The organism is Segatella buccae ATCC 33574, from assembly GCF_000184945.1.
GTDB classification, from domain to species: Bacteria; Bacteroidota; Bacteroidia; order Bacteroidales; family Bacteroidaceae; genus Prevotella; species Prevotella buccae.
Genome location: NZ_GL586311.1, coordinates 1,957,861 through 1,974,439 on the forward strand (window position 1 = coordinate 1,957,861; position 16,579 = coordinate 1,974,439).

At 49.4% G+C, this 16,579-nt stretch carries 17 protein-coding genes; all 17 read left to right on the forward strand.

Translation table 11 applies throughout. The annotated features are described in order from the left end of the window. Nucleotides 1–66: 66 nt before the first annotated feature. The 17 genes from HMPREF6485_RS07535 to HMPREF6485_RS07615 all read left to right on the forward strand — a co-directional run bounded on the left by HMPREF6485_RS07535 (nucleotide 67) and on the right by HMPREF6485_RS07615 (nucleotide 16,536). The gene (locus HMPREF6485_RS07535) at nucleotides 67–963 is read left to right on the forward strand and encodes an LpxL/LpxP family acyltransferase (RefSeq protein WP_044125934.1); all 897 of its coding nucleotides are present in this window, start codon (nucleotides 67–69) and stop codon (nucleotides 961–963) included. Beyond that, entirely contained in the window at nucleotides 963–1,439 is a 477-nt protein-coding gene (locus HMPREF6485_RS07540) for a pseudouridylate synthase (protein WP_004345763.1), read from the forward strand. Before HMPREF6485_RS07535 ends, HMPREF6485_RS07540 begins: the two co-directional genes overlap by 1 nt. Continuing rightward, nucleotides 1,436–1,852, forward strand: coding sequence for an acyl-CoA thioesterase (locus HMPREF6485_RS07545; protein WP_004345764.1), 417 nt, complete (start codon nucleotides 1,436–1,438; stop codon nucleotides 1,850–1,852). The genes HMPREF6485_RS07540 and HMPREF6485_RS07545 overlap by 4 nt, the downstream gene beginning before the upstream one ends. Then, nucleotides 1,840–2,994: a beta-ketoacyl synthase N-terminal-like domain-containing protein gene (locus HMPREF6485_RS07550; protein ID WP_004345765.1), complete on the forward strand. Its 1,155-nt coding sequence runs from the start codon at nucleotides 1,840–1,842 to the stop codon at nucleotides 2,992–2,994. The genes HMPREF6485_RS07545 and HMPREF6485_RS07550 overlap by 13 nt, the downstream gene beginning before the upstream one ends. Then, complete coding sequence (locus tag HMPREF6485_RS07555; RefSeq protein ID WP_004345766.1) at nucleotides 2,991–3,575, forward strand: hypothetical protein; 585 nt, start codon at nucleotides 2,991–2,993, stop codon at nucleotides 3,573–3,575. The genes HMPREF6485_RS07550 and HMPREF6485_RS07555 overlap by 4 nt, the downstream gene beginning before the upstream one ends. After that, on the forward strand, nucleotides 3,575–3,832 hold the full coding sequence (locus HMPREF6485_RS07560) for a phosphopantetheine-binding protein (protein ID WP_004340542.1): 258 nt from the start codon (nucleotides 3,575–3,577) through the stop codon (nucleotides 3,830–3,832). The genes HMPREF6485_RS07555 and HMPREF6485_RS07560 overlap by 1 nt, the downstream gene beginning before the upstream one ends. Nucleotides 3,833–3,855: 23 nt before the next feature. Beyond that, the gene (locus tag HMPREF6485_RS07565; RefSeq protein ID WP_004345767.1) at nucleotides 3,856–5,091 is read left to right on the forward strand and encodes a beta-ketoacyl-[acyl-carrier-protein] synthase family protein; all 1,236 of its coding nucleotides are present in this window, start codon (nucleotides 3,856–3,858) and stop codon (nucleotides 5,089–5,091) included. A 33-nt stretch (nucleotides 5,092–5,124) separates the two neighbouring features. Further along, nucleotides 5,125–5,787 carry a beta-ketoacyl synthase chain length factor gene (locus HMPREF6485_RS07570; protein ID WP_004345768.1) on the forward strand — a complete coding sequence of 221 codons (663 nt, stop codon included), beginning with the start codon at nucleotides 5,125–5,127 and terminating at the stop codon, nucleotides 5,785–5,787. After that, a complete protein-coding gene (locus HMPREF6485_RS07575) occupies nucleotides 5,784–6,134 on the forward strand; it encodes an EamA family transporter (protein WP_004340545.1) in 351 nt (116 codons plus the stop codon). Before HMPREF6485_RS07570 ends, HMPREF6485_RS07575 begins: the two co-directional genes overlap by 4 nt. Nucleotides 6,135–6,201: 67 nt before the next feature. Continuing rightward, the gene (locus HMPREF6485_RS07580) at nucleotides 6,202–6,825 is read left to right on the forward strand and encodes an outer membrane lipoprotein carrier protein LolA (RefSeq protein WP_004345769.1); all 624 of its coding nucleotides are present in this window, start codon (nucleotides 6,202–6,204) and stop codon (nucleotides 6,823–6,825) included. Beyond that, on the forward strand, nucleotides 6,822–7,217 hold the full coding sequence (locus tag HMPREF6485_RS07585) for a hotdog family protein (protein ID WP_004345770.1): 396 nt from the start codon (nucleotides 6,822–6,824) through the stop codon (nucleotides 7,215–7,217). The genes HMPREF6485_RS07580 and HMPREF6485_RS07585 overlap by 4 nt, the downstream gene beginning before the upstream one ends. After that, on the forward strand, nucleotides 7,210–7,971 hold the full coding sequence (locus tag HMPREF6485_RS07590; protein WP_004345771.1) for a glycosyltransferase family 2 protein: 762 nt from the start codon (nucleotides 7,210–7,212) through the stop codon (nucleotides 7,969–7,971). Before HMPREF6485_RS07585 ends, HMPREF6485_RS07590 begins: the two co-directional genes overlap by 8 nt. A 47-nt stretch (nucleotides 7,972–8,018) precedes the next feature. Next, nucleotides 8,019–11,369: a 1-acyl-sn-glycerol-3-phosphate acyltransferase gene (locus HMPREF6485_RS07595; RefSeq protein ID WP_155814399.1), complete on the forward strand. Its 3,351-nt coding sequence runs from the start codon at nucleotides 8,019–8,021 to the stop codon at nucleotides 11,367–11,369. Continuing rightward, entirely contained in the window at nucleotides 11,369–12,865 is a 1,497-nt protein-coding gene (locus tag HMPREF6485_RS07600) for a phytoene desaturase family protein (RefSeq protein WP_004345773.1), read from the forward strand. The genes HMPREF6485_RS07595 and HMPREF6485_RS07600 overlap by 1 nt, the downstream gene beginning before the upstream one ends. Then, the gene (locus tag HMPREF6485_RS07605; protein ID WP_004345775.1) at nucleotides 12,852–14,438 is read left to right on the forward strand and encodes a phytoene desaturase family protein; all 1,587 of its coding nucleotides are present in this window, start codon (nucleotides 12,852–12,854) and stop codon (nucleotides 14,436–14,438) included. The genes HMPREF6485_RS07600 and HMPREF6485_RS07605 overlap by 14 nt, the downstream gene beginning before the upstream one ends. Further along, a complete protein-coding gene (locus HMPREF6485_RS07610) occupies nucleotides 14,425–15,243 on the forward strand; it encodes an alpha/beta hydrolase (RefSeq protein WP_004345776.1) in 819 nt (272 codons plus the stop codon). The genes HMPREF6485_RS07605 and HMPREF6485_RS07610 overlap by 14 nt, the downstream gene beginning before the upstream one ends. Continuing rightward, nucleotides 15,244–16,536, forward strand: a complete 1,293-nt coding sequence (locus HMPREF6485_RS07615; RefSeq protein WP_004345777.1) for a phenylacetate--CoA ligase family protein — start codon at nucleotides 15,244–15,246, stop codon at nucleotides 16,534–16,536. The last annotated feature ends 43 nt before the right edge of the window (nucleotides 16,537–16,579 follow it).

The following is a 16,579-nucleotide window of genomic DNA, read 5'->3' on the forward strand; positions in this document are numbered from 1 at the left end:
CACGATAGGGACAAAATGTGTGAAAGAGAACTTAGCAGGCCTTAGCCTGACAAGATGAGACTAACGATGAACAAGAGCAAGGAAAAGCCGGAATGGAAAGGCAAAACGGAGGGCACATTGTGGATGCACCGTTGCCTGATATGGATGATGGGATATCTTCCACTCCGTGGCCTATATGTCTTCACCGATGTTTTTGTGATTCCTTTCTGCATGTTTTTCTCCCGTCAAGGCTATCTGGCGATATACCATTACTTTCGTCGACGAAGAAACGAGGGAGTGTGGCGCGCCTTTCTGCACACCTATCTCAATCATTGCAAGTTTGCAGAAGTGATTCTCGACCGCTTCTATATCTACGCCGGCGGGAAGTTTGATTTTGACATCGAAGACAATGGACGTTATCTTGACCTTTCAAAAGGGAAAGACGGTTTTGTCATCTTGAGTGCCCATGTAGGCAATTATGAAGCTGCGGGCTATACGCTCGTGGCGGAGAACAAGCGATTCAATGCTCTTGTGTATGCTGGGGAGGCCGAGACGGTGATGGATTATCGACGAAAGATGTTTGAGGGGAATAATCTTCGCATGATTCTCATTCGTGACGACATGAGCCATCTGTTTGAAATGAACAATGCGTTGGCCGAAGGTGAGAGTGTGAGTATTCCCGCTGACCGGATTTTCGGAAGCAGCCGGCATTTTGACATCGATTTTATAGGGGCGAAAGCTAAGTTTCCCATGGGACCTTTTGCAACCGCCGTTCAGCGGAACTTGCCCGTACTGGCAATCAATGTGATGAAAGTTTCGGCAAAGAAATACCGTCTTCTCATCAAGCAGTTGGACTATGCAGATGAAGGACAGAGCATCAAAGTCCGTGCCGAGAGGTTGGCACACGCATACGCCCGGAATCTTGAGAGGGTGCTTGATGAATATCCCACACAGTGGTTTAACTATTTTGAGTTTTGGAACTGATGGACTTGGAGCAGATAGATATACACGAGTTGTTGCCTCAACGGGAGCCTTTCGTGATGGTGGACAAGTTGGTCTATTTTGACGAAAAGACCACCACGGCAAGCTTTCTTGTGCGGGAAGACAATCTCTTTGTGGAAAATGGCCGGCTGAATGCGTGTGCATTGGCAGAAAACATTGCCCAGGCCTGTGCCGCCCGGTTGGGATATGTCAACAAGTATATTCTCAAGCGAGGCATACAGATAGGCTTTATCGGTGCGGTGAAAGACATGAAAGTCATTGATACGCCGGTCGTGGGCGATGTGCTTACCACCACTATCCATGTGTTGGAGCAGATCATGGGACTCACTTTGGTGACGGCTGTGATTAGGATTGGAGACCGAGTGGTCACTACTGCTGAAATGAAGATTGCTTTGGCCGATGAGGTGGCAGCAGAGCAACCGGTTTCGCAGAAGGCTCAAACGGAAAGAAAGTCATGAAAGAATTGAAGGCATCCAAGGAGTTTGAAATACGATTCAGTGAGGTCGACTCCATGAACTTTGTGTGGCATGGTTCCTATCCACTTTATTTTGAAGATGCGCGTGAGACGTTCGGAGCTAAATATGGGTTGGAGTACATGACCATTTTCGGCAACGGATGCTATGCGCCGCTGGTGGATTTGAGTTTCCATTACAAGAAACCCTTGCTTTATGGTATGCACCCGCGCATTGACATAATCTATCGTCCCACGGAGGCTGCAAAAATAGTCTTCGAGTATGAAATCTATGATACGGTTACGGGCGAACTGATGGCTACGGGTGAAAGCATACAGGTATTTCTTGATAAAGATTATCAGTTGATGTGGGAGAATCCGCAGTTTTATGAAGACTGGAAAAAGAAATGGTTGAGATAATAGCCGATAACATAACATCTCCTTTAGGTTTCACGACCGAAGAAAACTATCGGGCAGTGAAAGCAGGGGGCTCCATGCTTCGCCGGTATGACGGCAAGTGGGGGATTCCTGAACCGTTCACAGCTTCCCTTTTTACCGATGAGCAGTGGGGGGAGATGCCCGGAGAAGGGAGGTTTACACGTTTTGAGCGCATTCTTATCCATTCCGCCGATGAAGCCTTGCACCATACCGGTGTCAACCCTAAATCGGAAAGAGTGCTCTTTGTGGTGTCCACGACAAAAGGAAACATCGAATTGCTTGATTCAGTCGAGGCCGACTTTTCCCGCGAGAGAGTGTTACCGGGATATGCTGCCCGCATGTTGACAGCTTATTTCGGTAACCCGAACGAACCGTTGGTGGTCTCTAATGCCTGTATATCAGGTCTGAGCGCACAGATAGCCGCTGCCAGAGCGTTGGAGAGCGGACATTATGATTATGCTGTCGTGGTGGGAGCTGAAGTACAAAGCAAATTTATTATAAGTGGTTTTCAGTCGTTCAAGGCATTGTCGCCAGTAGCATGCAAACCTTTTGACAAGGAGCGGTGTGGACTGAATGTCGGTGAAGCTGCTGCTTGCATGATAATGAAACGGGCTGTGACACATGGCGGTTGGTGCGCTGTAAGCGGTGCAATCCGTAACGATGCCAATCACATATCCGGTCCCTCTCGTACAGGCGAGGGCAGTTACCGGGCATTGAAAGCGGTGCTGATAAGACAAGCAGGCAAAGTATCATGTGATGATAGTGTTTTAACCGAAGAGCTGGCTTTCATCAATGTACACGGTACATCCACGCTCTATAATGACGAAATGGAAGCAACGGCCATCCATAGAATGGGGCTGTCGGTTCTTCCGGTAAACACGTTGAAAGGCTATTATGGCCATACGATGGGTGCTGCGGGCATCTTGGAAGCCGTTTTGTCTATGCGTGCCATTGATGACCATACGGTGTTGGCTACGCGAGGATTTGACAAAATGGGCGTTTCCCATGCTGTCAACATTTCCAACCGGAACCGGTCGACAAACAAACATGCCTTTGTAAAATTGCTCTCCGGATTCGGAGGGAGCAATGCTGCCATGTTGTATAAGAGAGGAGGGGAAGCATGAAGATTGTCCGGCAAGTGGAAATAACTCCCACCCATGTTATCGTTAATGGGCAAAGGCTTGATGTAGAGGGCACGGGAAGCGAAATGTTGAAAAACGTGTATCGCACGAGAATAGGCTTCTATCCGAAATTCTTTAAGATGGACACTTTGTGCAGACTGGGTTTTGTGGCTTCAGAATTGCTGTTGCAAGATGAAAACCCCAACCGCGTTTTTGATGAAAAAGGACGTGTGCCTGAAGGAGAAGGACGGGAAGACAGAGCAATCATCGTTTTCAGTAGGCTGGGTTCACTCTGCAATGACAAGGACTATGAGCATACGATAGAGCGTGCAGATAACTATTTCCCAAGTCCGGCTGTTTTCGTTTACACACTGCCCAACATCGTGACGGGTGAGCTTGCGATACGCAACAGATATTTTGGAGAGGCTTCCTGCTATGTGCTGGCCGAAGAAAACGAGGCATTGATGATGTCCGTAGCTGAAGAGACTTTGCTCGATCCGATGACGACAAGCATGCTCTGCGGATGGCTTGATTGTGAAGACAAGGAACATTTTAATGCAAAATTATATTTAATGGAAAGATAATGGAATTGCAAGAAGAACTGAAACATAAGATTATCGAGGCATTAAACCTCGAAGAAGTTACCCCCGAAGAGATTGACTCCGATGCTTCACTCTTTGGTGACGAAGGCTTGGGACTTGATTCGATCGATGCACTTGAGTTGATTGTGCTGCTCGAGAAAAACTATGGTATCAAAGTCAAAGACCCCAAAGAAGGTAAGCATATCTTTAAGAGTGTCAAGGTGATGGCCGATTATGTAGCTGCCAACCGCACAAAATAATTTTTGTTGCAATAAGCATTGAGGTGGATAAGAATGTAGTCATAACCGGAAGCGGGATTGTTTCTGCCATTGGAAATAATAAACAGCAATGCTACGCCTCGCTTGTTGAGGGGCGGGGAGGGATTGCCCCTGTGCGCTATCTGCATACAACCCATACGGAATATCCGGTGGGCGAGGTGAAGATGAGTAACGGGGAGATGGCAGAACTACTGGGACTGAAGTCTGGGGAAGGATATGCCCGTACCGAACTGATGGGTATTATAGCCTTAAAAGAGGCATTGGAAGAAGCGCAGCTCAAGGATGTCCGGGCTGCCTTTGTCTCCGGGACAACCGTTGGGGGAATGGATATGACAGAGCAGTCTTATCCGGATAACCTCACACCGGAATTGCTTGACCGACACGACTGTGGAGCAAGTACAAACCGGATTGCCGACTATTTCGGTGTTTTCGATTTCACTTCTACCATCTCCACTGCTTGCAGTTCGGCCACCAATGCTATTATCTTTGGTGCCCGACTCATTCAAAGTGGAATGCGAGATGTTGTCGTGGTGGGGGGAAGCGAAAGCCTTACACGTTTTCACCTCAATGGTTTCAAGTCGCTGATGATTCTCGACGAGGAGGTCTGCAAGCCTTTTGATGTAGCGCGCAAGGGACTCAATTTAGGTGAAGGAGCCGCTTATCTGGTGTTGGAAAGCGAAGCGTTTGCCCGTAGACGGGGCGCAAAGATTCTCGCCCGGTATGAAGGAGGAGGAAATGCGTGTGATGCTTTCCATCAAACGGCATCTTCCCCCGATGGAGAAGGGGCTTTCTTGGCCATGAGAGAAGCATTGCATGAGGCCGGACTGATGCCGGAAGAAATCCAATATGTCAATGCTCACGGTACAGGTACGCCAAACAATGATGCCAGTGAGAGTGCAGCCTTGAGGCGCGTTTTTGGTGATGCCTTGCCGGCCGTGTCATCGACAAAAGGCTTTACAGGGCATACGACGAGTGCAAGTGGAAGCATTGAGAGTGTTTTTTGCCTTTTGGCACTGCAGCACCGGTTTGTACCACAGAACCTTAATTGGCAGAAATCTGATGAGAAATGTATCGTACCGGTGCATGGAGTGTTGGCAGACGGTCTCTCAAGAAGTATGGAAAAATCAGAGGAGCATGATGGTTGCCCCATGCTGAATCATGTTATGTGCAATGGCTTTGGATTTGGTGGTAATGACTCTACGGTGATTTTGGGGCGTTTCGAACAGGGAAAAGCCTTGTGAACAGCGTGTCCGAATAAAGATGCGAAAATCGATATGGAGAATAAAGTATATGTCATAGGGCGTGCGGAAAATGTGCCGGAAGAGGAATATCGCCGGTATCTCAATCCGATGAAAACCCGTCGTTACGGCAGGTTGCTGAAGCGTGCGTTGGCCACAGCCCTGAAAGTCATCGGAGAAACCGGTGTGGAGCATCCCGATGCCATCATCAACGGTACGGCTTTAGGATGCTTGGAGGAGACAGAATATCTGCTGAACGGACTTGCTTTGGAAGGTGAAGAGGTGAGTATGCCCACCCATTTTATGCAGTCCACCCATAACACGGTGGCCTCTCTTATTGGCATCTACACCCATACACATGGGTACAACTGCACGTACAGTCATCGCAAAATATCCTTTGAATGCGCTATGCAGGACGCGTTCATACAAATGAAGGTGGGAAAAATCAGGACGGCTCTCGTGTGTGCTAATGACGAGCTACCCCCGGGGGTGAAGAAAATTTTTAATGATTTGGGGTTTGGAAAAGAATTGGTGGATGGAAATTCCATTCCGATGGTAGGTGTTGCGACCGACCGTTCGGTGGCGGTGATGTTGTCGACCGAACCGGGAAAGCACCCACTTGCAGAGATTACGGCTGTAGAAATTTGGCATGGTGTGGGCAAAGAAGATACGGCAGAGATCAAATATACGGCCCTATGAGATTGTTTTTGATAGCCGTTGTGCAAAGTATGTTGCTCTGTGGAGGACAAGTTTTGCTTAAGTTTGCACTCCAAAAGATGGGAGGATTCGCGTGGACTGTACATTTCTTTGCGAGCCAACTTACCAACTGGTGGTTTCTCGGTTGTGGGATCTGCTATGCTGCGGCAACAGTCCTCTGGATGTACATTATCAAGAACTTTCCCTTTTCCATGGCTTATCCGATGATATCGCTTAGCTATGTATTTGGCATGTTGACAGCTATGCTTATTTTCCACGAGACGATTCCTGTAACAAGATGGATAGGCGTTGCGCTCATCATGGGTGGTTGCATATTGGTTGCACGTTGAGGGGGAAGGCTAAAGTGCATGTTGCGAAGTGAGACATGATATGAACTAACAAATAAATGTGGAGCAAATGAAGTCATATATAAGAAATTTTATAGTTGGAGCAGTGCTTTCGCTGGGGACAGTCCTTCCCATGTCTGCACAACAGTTGCGCAAGGTAACGGCGCAACAGAGTGCCGTTATGATTAAGGAAATCTGCAAGTCAGCGCAAACGGTGAAGGCTTTGAGTTGTGATTTCATCCAAGTGAGTGAGGTGTCGTTTTTGGAAGAGAAAGTCACTTCCCACGGTTTGATGAAGTATCGTAATATGGGTAGTCTGGTGTGGCAATATACCTCTCCATTCAAATACACGTTTTCGATTGATAATAATGTAGTCACGATGAAGTCTGGAAGTCGCACGCAATCTGTTGATCTGGCTGCGAGTAAAACCTTTCAAAACGTTGTCAAGATGGTGAAAAGCAGCATCACAGGACAGAATCTTAACAATAATCGGGATTTTAGCGTGGTCATGTATGCCGGTGGGAGCACTTGGATGGCGCAGCTCACTCCCCGTCACAATCAGATGAAGCAATTTGTAAAAACCGTCAGTCTTTATTTTGATAAATCTCGTTGCATGGTGAATAAAGTAGTGATGATACAAGCCAATGGTGATAAAATCACTATTGAGTTGACTAATATAAAGGTGTCGCGATGAAGCTGTTACACTCTATGTTCGAAATAAGTGGGGACAACATTGGCGGCAAGGCAGTTTCTTTGTCAGATGAGACAGCTTCCCATGCCGATTTCACTCTCTGTTTCAATCCTGACCATCCGATTTATCAGGCGCATTTTCCCGGTAAACCGATCACTCCCGGTGTGTGCATCGTTAAAGTACTTGGCGAATTGCTTGAGTTGAAACTCGGAAGGCGGCTCGAACTGAAGGAAATCAAAAACCTGAAGTTCGTTTCTCCTATTTCGCCGATAGCCAATGCGAGGGTAGATGTCCGCTTTCGTAAAATAGATGTGAGCGAACATGTCAAGGTGCAGGGGGCCATCACTCGGGGGGAAACTGTCTATACGAAATTCTCTTTGATATTTCATGAATAACGAGGAAATTAGAGCCGTCATGGAGACTGAGCACATTTGTGTGCTCATTCCTTCCTATCACAACGAGAAGACGATTGTCGGTGTGTTGCATCGTGTTATGATGTACACCGACAACGTTATTGTCGTGCTCGACGGCGAACCTCAAAAGGCGTGTCAAGTTATAGCTGATGCCGGTCTGAAACCCTATATCTTGTCATACAAAAAGAATCAGGGGAAAGGCCATGCCTTGAAAGAAGGCTTTAAGGAGGCCATCCGCCGAGGTTATGAATATGCCATTACGCTAGATAGCGATGGACAGCACTATCCCGAGGACATCCCTCTCTTCATTGACGCTTTTCTTGCCAATAGAGGCTCTTTTCTTGTTGGTGTTCGAAATTTTGGCCATGAGAATATGCCGGGTGGAAATACTTTTGCCAATAAGTTTTCAAACTTCTGGTTTCATCTCCAGACCGGTCACTCCCTCGAAGACACCCAGTGTGGTTTCCGTATGTATCCTCTTTCCATGCTCAATGCCGGTTGGGTCATCACCTCTCGCTATGAATCGGAGTTGGAACTGCTCGTCTATTCGGCTTGGAAAGGCGTTAAGCTTGTCCCAATACCCATTCGGGTTTATTATCCCCCTCAAGGAGAAAGGGTCAGTAACTTTCGCCCATTCCAAGATTTCATGCGTATCACCCTATTGAATATCGTGCTTACGACAGGTGCTCTTTGCTATTATCTGCCGCTGCAAATGATTAGGAGGCTTTGCCGATGAATACGTTTTTCTTGAAAATATACGATGTTTTGGGCAGGCATAAGGTCATGACGGTGGTTTTGATGCTTGCTTTTGTCGCAGCGTTTGTGGCAATGGCATTACGCGTGGACTACGAAGAGGATATTTCCAAGTTTCTCCCTCAGAACGAGCAGAATGAGAAGTATGCCGATGTGTATCGGCAGATAAACTCTCAAAACCGTATAGCTGTTATCTTTGAGATGCGGGATACTACCGCCGTAGTCGATACCGACAGCATGGAAGAGGCCATGGAATATCTTGGCACTTGTTTGAGGCAGATGGCGCAATCTTCCAGCTTCCAGACTAAAACCGGTCTTCGGGTGACGAATCTACAAACGGCTATTGATGAGGAAAAGCTGCTCGGTATGCTCGATTTCGTATATCGCAACGCTCCTTATTTTGTTCTTCCGGATGATTATGAACGTTTAGACACGATCGTGCTTAATCGGGAATATATTCACAACCGGCTGGTGGAGGCCAAGCAGCAGCTTATCGTTACCAACGGAATGGCCATGCAGACACTGCAATACGATCCGTTGCAACTTTTCGCCCCTGTGATGAAACGGCTTCAAGACTTGCGGATGAACGACAGTTTTCAGCTGGTCGATGGTTATATCTTTACCAAAGACGGGCGTCACTCCATGATTACTTTCGACAGTCCGTATGGTTCCAGCGAGACCCAAAAGAATGCAGAGCTTGCCGGTGCTCTTGACACATTGATGGCCCGGACCGAAATGCGTTTTCCGTCCATCCGTGTGTCAGCCATTGGAGCCCCCTTGATAGCAGTCACCAATGCCCGGCAAATCAAGACCGACTCTCTCATTGCCGTGTCGATAGCGGTGGTTCTCATTCTGGTATTGCTCGTTTGGCATTATCGTCGGTTGTCCGATATCGTGTGGATTGGTGCAAGCATTTCGTTTGGATGGCTCTTTGCCATAGCCGGCATGAGTGTTTTCTACGACAGTGTATCCATTATCGTGCTCGGTATCGGCAGTGTCATCATCGGCATTGCTGTCAACTATCCGCTTCATTTCCTTGATCACATTCGTGAAGTCACCGACAGGCGTGAGGCTTTACGTGAAATGGTGTCACCCTTGTTGATAGGTAACATCACGACGGTGGCAGCTTTTCTCTGCCTTGTATGGCTTGATGCACAGGCCATGCGCGACCTCGGGGCATTCGGCAGCCTGATGTTGATAGGTACCATTCTTTTTGTCTTGGTTTTTCTGCCGTTGTTTACCAAGGCTCACAAACGCCGGCAGTATGAACATCACAGTTCCCGTTTCCGTCTTCCCCAAATCCCTTACCTCTTCCCGCTGGTTTGTGCCATAACGCTCGTGTTGGGTTATTTTTCCTTGCAAACTTCTTTCGATTCTAATCTTGCCCATATCAATTATATGACTCCTTCCCAACGTTCGGACATGGAGTTGCTGGCTTCATCCGTACATGATGCACCGGTCTATGTGGTGGTTGAGGGCAAGACCCTCGAAGAAGTAGCTGGACAGAACAGACGGGTGGAAAGGGAATTGCGCCAAAAAGGGATGCCCTTGCAAGGTGTTGGCGATTTTTTGAATGTGGACGGAGATTCCCAAGTGACGGGAAATGAATGGAACCGGTATATGAATAAGGATACCTATTTTGTCGGTCGTGCCTCCTGCAAGTGTGAGGAAGACTTGCGTCATTTGTCCCATACAACTGTCCGTGAACGGTTGTTGACCGTTTTTCGCAATGAATGTCGGTCATTGGGCTTCTCCGAGCGCGCTTTCCAGCCTTTCGTCGAACTCATCAGCCGTAATGTGTCTCCCCGTTCCGTTTCTTATTTCCAACCATTGACCGCCCAATTTTTGGGAACTTACATTTTGAAAACGGGTTCAGGCTATCGTATGGTGAATTATCTCCACACCGAACGGGAGCAACTTGCGAAAGATGCCGTCAGGGCCTCGTCGGCCAATGCCTTTGCTTTCAGTGCCAAAGATATTGGCAACCAACTTGTTGACATTCTCAACAACTCGTTCAATTACGTTGGTTTTGTTTGCGGTTGTGTTGTATTCTTTTTCCTCTGGCTTTCTTTCCGTCGCGTCGAACTGGCTTTGATGTCCTTTTTGCCGTTGGCAGTCGGATGGATTTGGATATTGGGTCTGATGCAGCTTTTAGGCATTCAGTTTAATATTGTCAATGTCATCCTTGCTACATTTATTTTCGGGCAAGGCGACGACTACACCATTTTCATCACAGAGGGGCTGCTCTATGAACACACCACCGGACAAAAAAGGCTTGCAAGCTATAAGCGCAGTGTGATGCTCAGTGCCGTACTCATGTTCATCGGCATTGGCACTCTTATTTTTGCCAAGCACCCCGCTCTTCGTTCTTTGGCCGAAGTGACTATCATTGGTATGGTTACTGTTGTCCTGATGGCCAACTATCTCCCTCCTCTTGTGTTCCGTTGGCTGGTGCGAGCTGATGTTGCAGATGTCCAAAAACGTTTGGCATCCACCGGGAAAACGGTTCCGGTGCCAATGAGGGGCAGTTCGTCAGCCTTGGCACCAACGGCATTCTTCTCCCGCCCGCTCCCCCTCACGCTGAAGCGTTTGACCTATTCTGTAGGCTACATGCTGTTTTTTCTGATGTTTATGTATTGCGGGGCTCTGCCTTATACATGGCTGTACTTCCATCTCGGGCGAATAACGGAGCGGAAACGCCTTCACTATCACCGTCTCATCAGGGGCGTGGCGAAATATGGCTTGCGTTTGCTTCCCGGCATTCGCTTTGCTGTTGACAATCGGGTAGGAGAGACTTTTGAGAAGCCGGCAGTCATTATTTGTAATCATCAGAGCCATCTTGACATCCTCAGTGTGTTGCAATTCTCGCCGAAACTGATTATTGTCACCAACGGATGGACGTGGCACAATCCATTCTACGGTTCCGTGCTTCATCATGGCGACTTCCTGCCCGCAGCTGACGGGATGGAAAAGAATATGCCCAAACTACGCGAACTTTACAAGAAAGGTTATAGCATCGTCATCTTCCCCGAAGCCACTCGTAGTGCAGATTACAGCATTTTGCGTTTCCATAAAGGCGCTTTTTATCTGGCCCACGAACTTGGTGCCGATATCCTGCCACTCTATATCCACGGTGCAGGCCATGTGTTGCCCAAGAAAGACTTTATGTTGCGTCAAGGCCGAATCCTTATTGAAGTGGGGCGGCGTGTGTGTTTTGAGCGATATGATGATGAAGGCATTACAGCCAATGAGGCCATCCGTAAGATGACAAAGGCTATGCGCCATCATTATCAGAAACATTATGCTGAGTTGTGCTCATCGATAGAAACCGATGACTATCTTGCTCCTTATCGCAAATTGCGCGACTATTACAAAAACTAATGAGTATGGAGAAAGATGCAATCATTATAGGTGCCGGCTTGGGAGGACTTTCCACCGGTGTGGTGCTGGCTAAAAACGGTTATCGCGTGACAGTGCTTGAGCAGGGTGGGCAGCCCGGTGGCTGTCTGCAATGCTTCACACGTCAGGGCGTTAAGTTTGAAACCGGTATGCATTTTATTGGTTCTGCTGCAGAGGGGCAGACCCTGCACCGACTTCTTCATTATCTGGAAGTCGATGTGCCCCTTTCACAACTTGATGCAGAAGCATACGAAGTCATATCCCTGCAAGGCCGCCACTATCCTTTTGCCTGTGGCCGTCGGCGTTTTGTAGAACGCCTTTCTGAGTTTTTCCCCGACCAGCGGGCCAATCTTGATCGCTTCTGCGACCTCATCAGTCAAGTAGCTGAAGCCTCCTCCCTCCACAGTTTGAAGCATACGGAAACAGATGCTGCCATCAATACGGAGTATCTGTTGAAGAGCATCAATGAGGTGGTCGATGCGACCATCACCGATCCTGTCCTACGGCAAGTGGTGGTAGGCAATTTGCCCCTTTATGCCGCAGAGAAAGACAAGACCCCTTTTTCTACCTACGCTTTTGTGATGGATTTCTATAATCGTAGTGCATGGCGCGTGGTGGGAGGCAGCGACCGCATTGCCCGCAGCCTTGTCCGGACCATCCGTCGGTATGGCGGTGAGGTGCTTATTCGCAAACAGGTGACCCACATCGACTGCGATGCCTCCCACGCCACGGGTGTCACCTGTGCCGATGGCAGCCATTTCGAGGCAGCCGTCATTATCAGCGATGCCCATCCCGTCCGCACACTCGAACTTGTAGATTCGCCGCTCCTCCGTCCTGCCTATCGACGCCGCATCAAGTCGCTGCGCAACACGGTGGGCGGCTTTTCTGTTTATCTGCGTTTCAAGGAGAACACCGTGCCTTACATGAACTATAATTTCTATGGCTATAAAAGGCCTTCACCTTGGAATTGTGAACACTATACGCCGGAAGAGTGGCCCAAAGGCTATCTCTACATGCACTTTTGTGACGAAGAACATCAGCAGTACGCCCGCAGTGGAGTCATTCTTTCCTATATGCAAATGGACGATGTAGAGCCGTGGAAAGGTACACAGGTGGGAAAGCACGGAGAAGCCTACGAACGTTTCAAGACCGAACATGCCGAGCGCCTGTTGGATGAAATGGAGAAAGAGTTTCCGGGGTTACGCAGTCGGATAGCCGGCTATTATACTTCCACTCCGCTCACCTACCTCAATTACACCGGTACAGAGGACGGTTCGATGTATGGCATAGCCAAAGACATTCATCTCGGACCGGCAGCCCGCGTGCATCATCGCACAAAGATTCCCAATCTTCTGCTCACCGGCCAGAATATCAACAGTCATGGCATCCTTGGGGTGCTTGTGGGGACAATGGTCACATGTGGCGAGCTGTTGACAAGTGAAAAGATATTTAAGGAGATTGTCTATGGAGAGGAGTAGTTATCAATCTTCGGCCGGCAGCCGGCAGCCGGCATCTTTGCATGAGCAGTCGGCTGTAGTCATCGGTGGCGGATTGGGAGGACTGTTTACGGGGGCCATCCTTTCCAAAGAAGGCTATCGCGTCACCGTGCTTGAGAAAAATCAAGTCATTGGCGGCGGTCTTCAGATGTTTCGCCGTCATGGTGTGGCCTTTGAAACGGGTATGCACCTTCTTGGGGGCATACGGCCGGGTGGCAGCATCTATAAGCTCTGCAAGTGGTTGGGCATCACAGGGCACATCGCTTTGCGCGATGTCGATGCCGACTGCATGGATGAAATCACCTATCTTGCCGATGGCAAAACCTACCGCATACCCGAAGGCAAAGGGGCTTTTATCCGTTATTTCCAGCAGGAGTTTCCCGATGAGGCGCAGGGCATCCGCGACTATGTGGAAGAACTCTATCGTATCACCGGTGAGATAGACTTTTTCTATCTCCGCACGGGCAACAGCCATGTCTACACCCACGACGAGAAATTTTACTGGCCGGCCGACCGCATTGTCAACTACTATCTGAAAGATCCGAAATTGCGCGATGTCATATCCTACATGAACCCGATGTTCGGCGGTGTGGCCGGTCATACGCCCGGTTATATCTCTGCTCTTATCAACGTGCTCTACATTGAGGGGCCGTCGCGTTTTGTCGGAGGCAGCCAGCAACTGGCCGATGCTTTGGCCCATATCATTTGTGCCGGCGGGGGAGAAGTGAAGGCCGGCTGTAAAGTTGTGGAAATGGAAGTCGCCGACCGTGAAGTGCGGTCGGTCACCTATCGGCATGGAGGCCGCCGGTTGCAATTGCCCACATTGGGCGATGACGGACAGGCTGTGCCCGTTATCTGCGCCATCCATCCGCTGCAGCTGCTGCGACTCACCGATACCAAGGCTTTCTCCAAAGCCTATCGGAGTCGTATGGAGGAAGTTCCCCAAAGCTACAGCACCTTTTGTGTGTATTGCCTGTTGAAACCAAAGAGCTTCCCTTACATCAACCACACCTGCTACTATCAGCGCGACTATGGCAAAGTGTGGCACTATGGTGAATACGACCCGGCTGACTGGCCCCGCGGGTTCATGTATATGACACCTGCCGAAACCGGCCAAGGAGAGTGGGCCACGAAGGTGGTGATCAATTCCCCCATCCCCTATAGCACCTGCTCTCAATGGGCCGATACCACAACCGGCAGGCGCGGAAGTGACTATGAGGCGTGGAAGCAACAGCACATCGACCGCATCATCGACTGTATGGAACTTCTCTATCCCGGTTTTCGGAGCAAGTGCGAATATATCTTTGCGGCCGGCCCGCTCACCATTCGTGACTATTACGGTCAGCCCGAAGGTTCACTTTACGGTCTGTTGCGCGATTGCGACAATCTTGCACGCTCGCAAGTGCCTGTGTTCACTAAGTTGCACAACCTTTACATGACCGGACAGAATGTCAATCTGCACGGCTTCTGTGGCGTGCCGCTCACAGCTATTAATACGGTTGAAGCCATTGTCGGACTCAATCAAATCATCAAGAAAATCAATGAAACAGAATAACTTTCTTTGTATCCGTCGCCTGTCGATGCTCCTCCTTATCGCCGGCTTTTTGCCATCTGCTTTGTCACTCTCTGCCCGGCGGCTGCAGGAGTTTTTACCGGCAAAGTCCACCTCCACGGCCGTCGTCGTGTGCCCCGGGGGCAGCTATTGCTGGTTGAGCAAGAAGACGGAGGGTAGGGAAGTAGGCCAATGGTTGGCCGACCACGGCATTGCCGCCTATGTGCTCTATTATCCCACGGCCGGCTGGGCGGGTTTTGCCCTTCACTCCCGATGGCTTTTTCACGGTCGTCAGCATCCCGACCAGATCAATGCCCTCAACCGTGCCCTCGAAATAGTGCGCTCTAAGGGCTACCGGCGAGTGGGGGCCATGGGATTTTCAGCAGGTGGTCATCTCGTGTTGCAGGCCGCAGCTTACAGTCCCCGAAACCTCTCTCCTGATTTTGTCGCCCCCATCTATCCTGTTGTCTCGATGAGCCATCCTTGTGTTCATCGGCGTAGTCGTCGGGGGCTTTTGGGCGAGTGCAGATGGAGAGACAAACTCGTATGTGATAGTTTATCGATGGAGCGACATGCGGATCGTATTTGTTGCCCGGTATTTATGATCAACTGCATGGACGACCCTATTGTGAATCATCATAATGCCGAGCTCATGGATAGTGCGCTCACTGTTCACCGTGTGCCTCATTTCTACAGACAATACCGCACCGGAGGACATGGTTTCGGTGTCAATCCCCGCAAGACGAGTGAGGAAGCCATCGAATGGAAAGAAGAGTTTTTGAAATGGATTAAAGCCATCATGCAATAAATGGAAAAGGATATTGAATTTGAATCGCTTGAGGCCATTAAGGCCTTTCAGGAGCAGAAACTCCATGAGGCGTTGCTGTATTTGCAGCACAGCTCCCCCTACTATCAACGGATGTTTGAAAGTCAGGGCATTGACATCGGTAAGATAAGGCATCTTGAAGACTTGACGGCCATTCCTTTCACGGAGAAGAAAGACTTGCAACTCTTCAACGACGACTTCCTTTGTGTGCCTCGGGAGAAGATTGTTGACTACATCACGACCAGTGGCACGCTTGGCGACCCCGTCACTTTCGGCTGCACGGAAAAAGACCTGCAACGGCTGGCCTTTAACGAGGCCAAGAGCTTTGCTTGTGCCGGTCTCCGGCCCGGTAACATCTTGCAGTTGATGACCACCATCGACAAGCGTTTTATGGCCGGCCTGGCCTATTTCCTCGGTATCCGTCGGCTTGGCGCTTCCATCATCCGGGTGGGCAACGGCATTCCCGAGCTTCAGTGGGACACCATTCGACGCATCAAGCCCGATAGCATCATGTGTGTGCCCTCGTTCATTCCCCGTCTCATACAGTATGCCGAGGAGCATGGCATAGACTATCGCAAATCCAGTGTGCACCGTATCATCGGCATCGGTGAAGGACTGCGCAATCAAGATTTTTCACTCAATCTTCTGGGCCGTCAGATCAAGGAGAAGTGGGATGTCGAGCTCTTCGCCACTTATAGCAGCACTGAGATGGGGGCCACTTTCAGCGAATGCGAATACGGGGAAGGGGGCCATTGTCATCCCGAACTTATCATTGTAGAGATTATAGGAGAGGACGACAAGCCTGTCAGCGACGGCGAAGTTGGTGAAGTCGTGGTCACAACGCTGGGTGTGGAAGGCATGCCGCTGCTCCGTTTCCGCACAGGCGATATGTGTGCCAAGATCACCGAGCGTTGTAAGTGCAGGCGCAACTCTTTCCGTCTGACTCCGTTGGTGGGTCGGAAGAACAATATGATAAAACTCAAAGGTACCACCCTCTATCCGCCGGCCATCAACGATGTGCTTGACAATACACCTTACGTGCAAAACTATGTGGTATGTGTGAAAGAGAGCGAGAGCGGGACAGACGATGTCATCGTGAAAGTGGGCTTGAAGTACCGTCCCCCCTTCGATGCCGTGAAAGACTTGAAAGACCATTTCCGCAGTCATTTGCGTGTGGCTCCGCAAGTGGAGATTCTGCCTGTGGAGGAAGTGCAGAAAATCAATTTTCCACCCAAGACGCGCAAACCGGTCAAGTTTCTGGATATGCGGCAATGACGGCCTGTAACAAACTTGACAATGTTAAAACCCAACCTTGAAA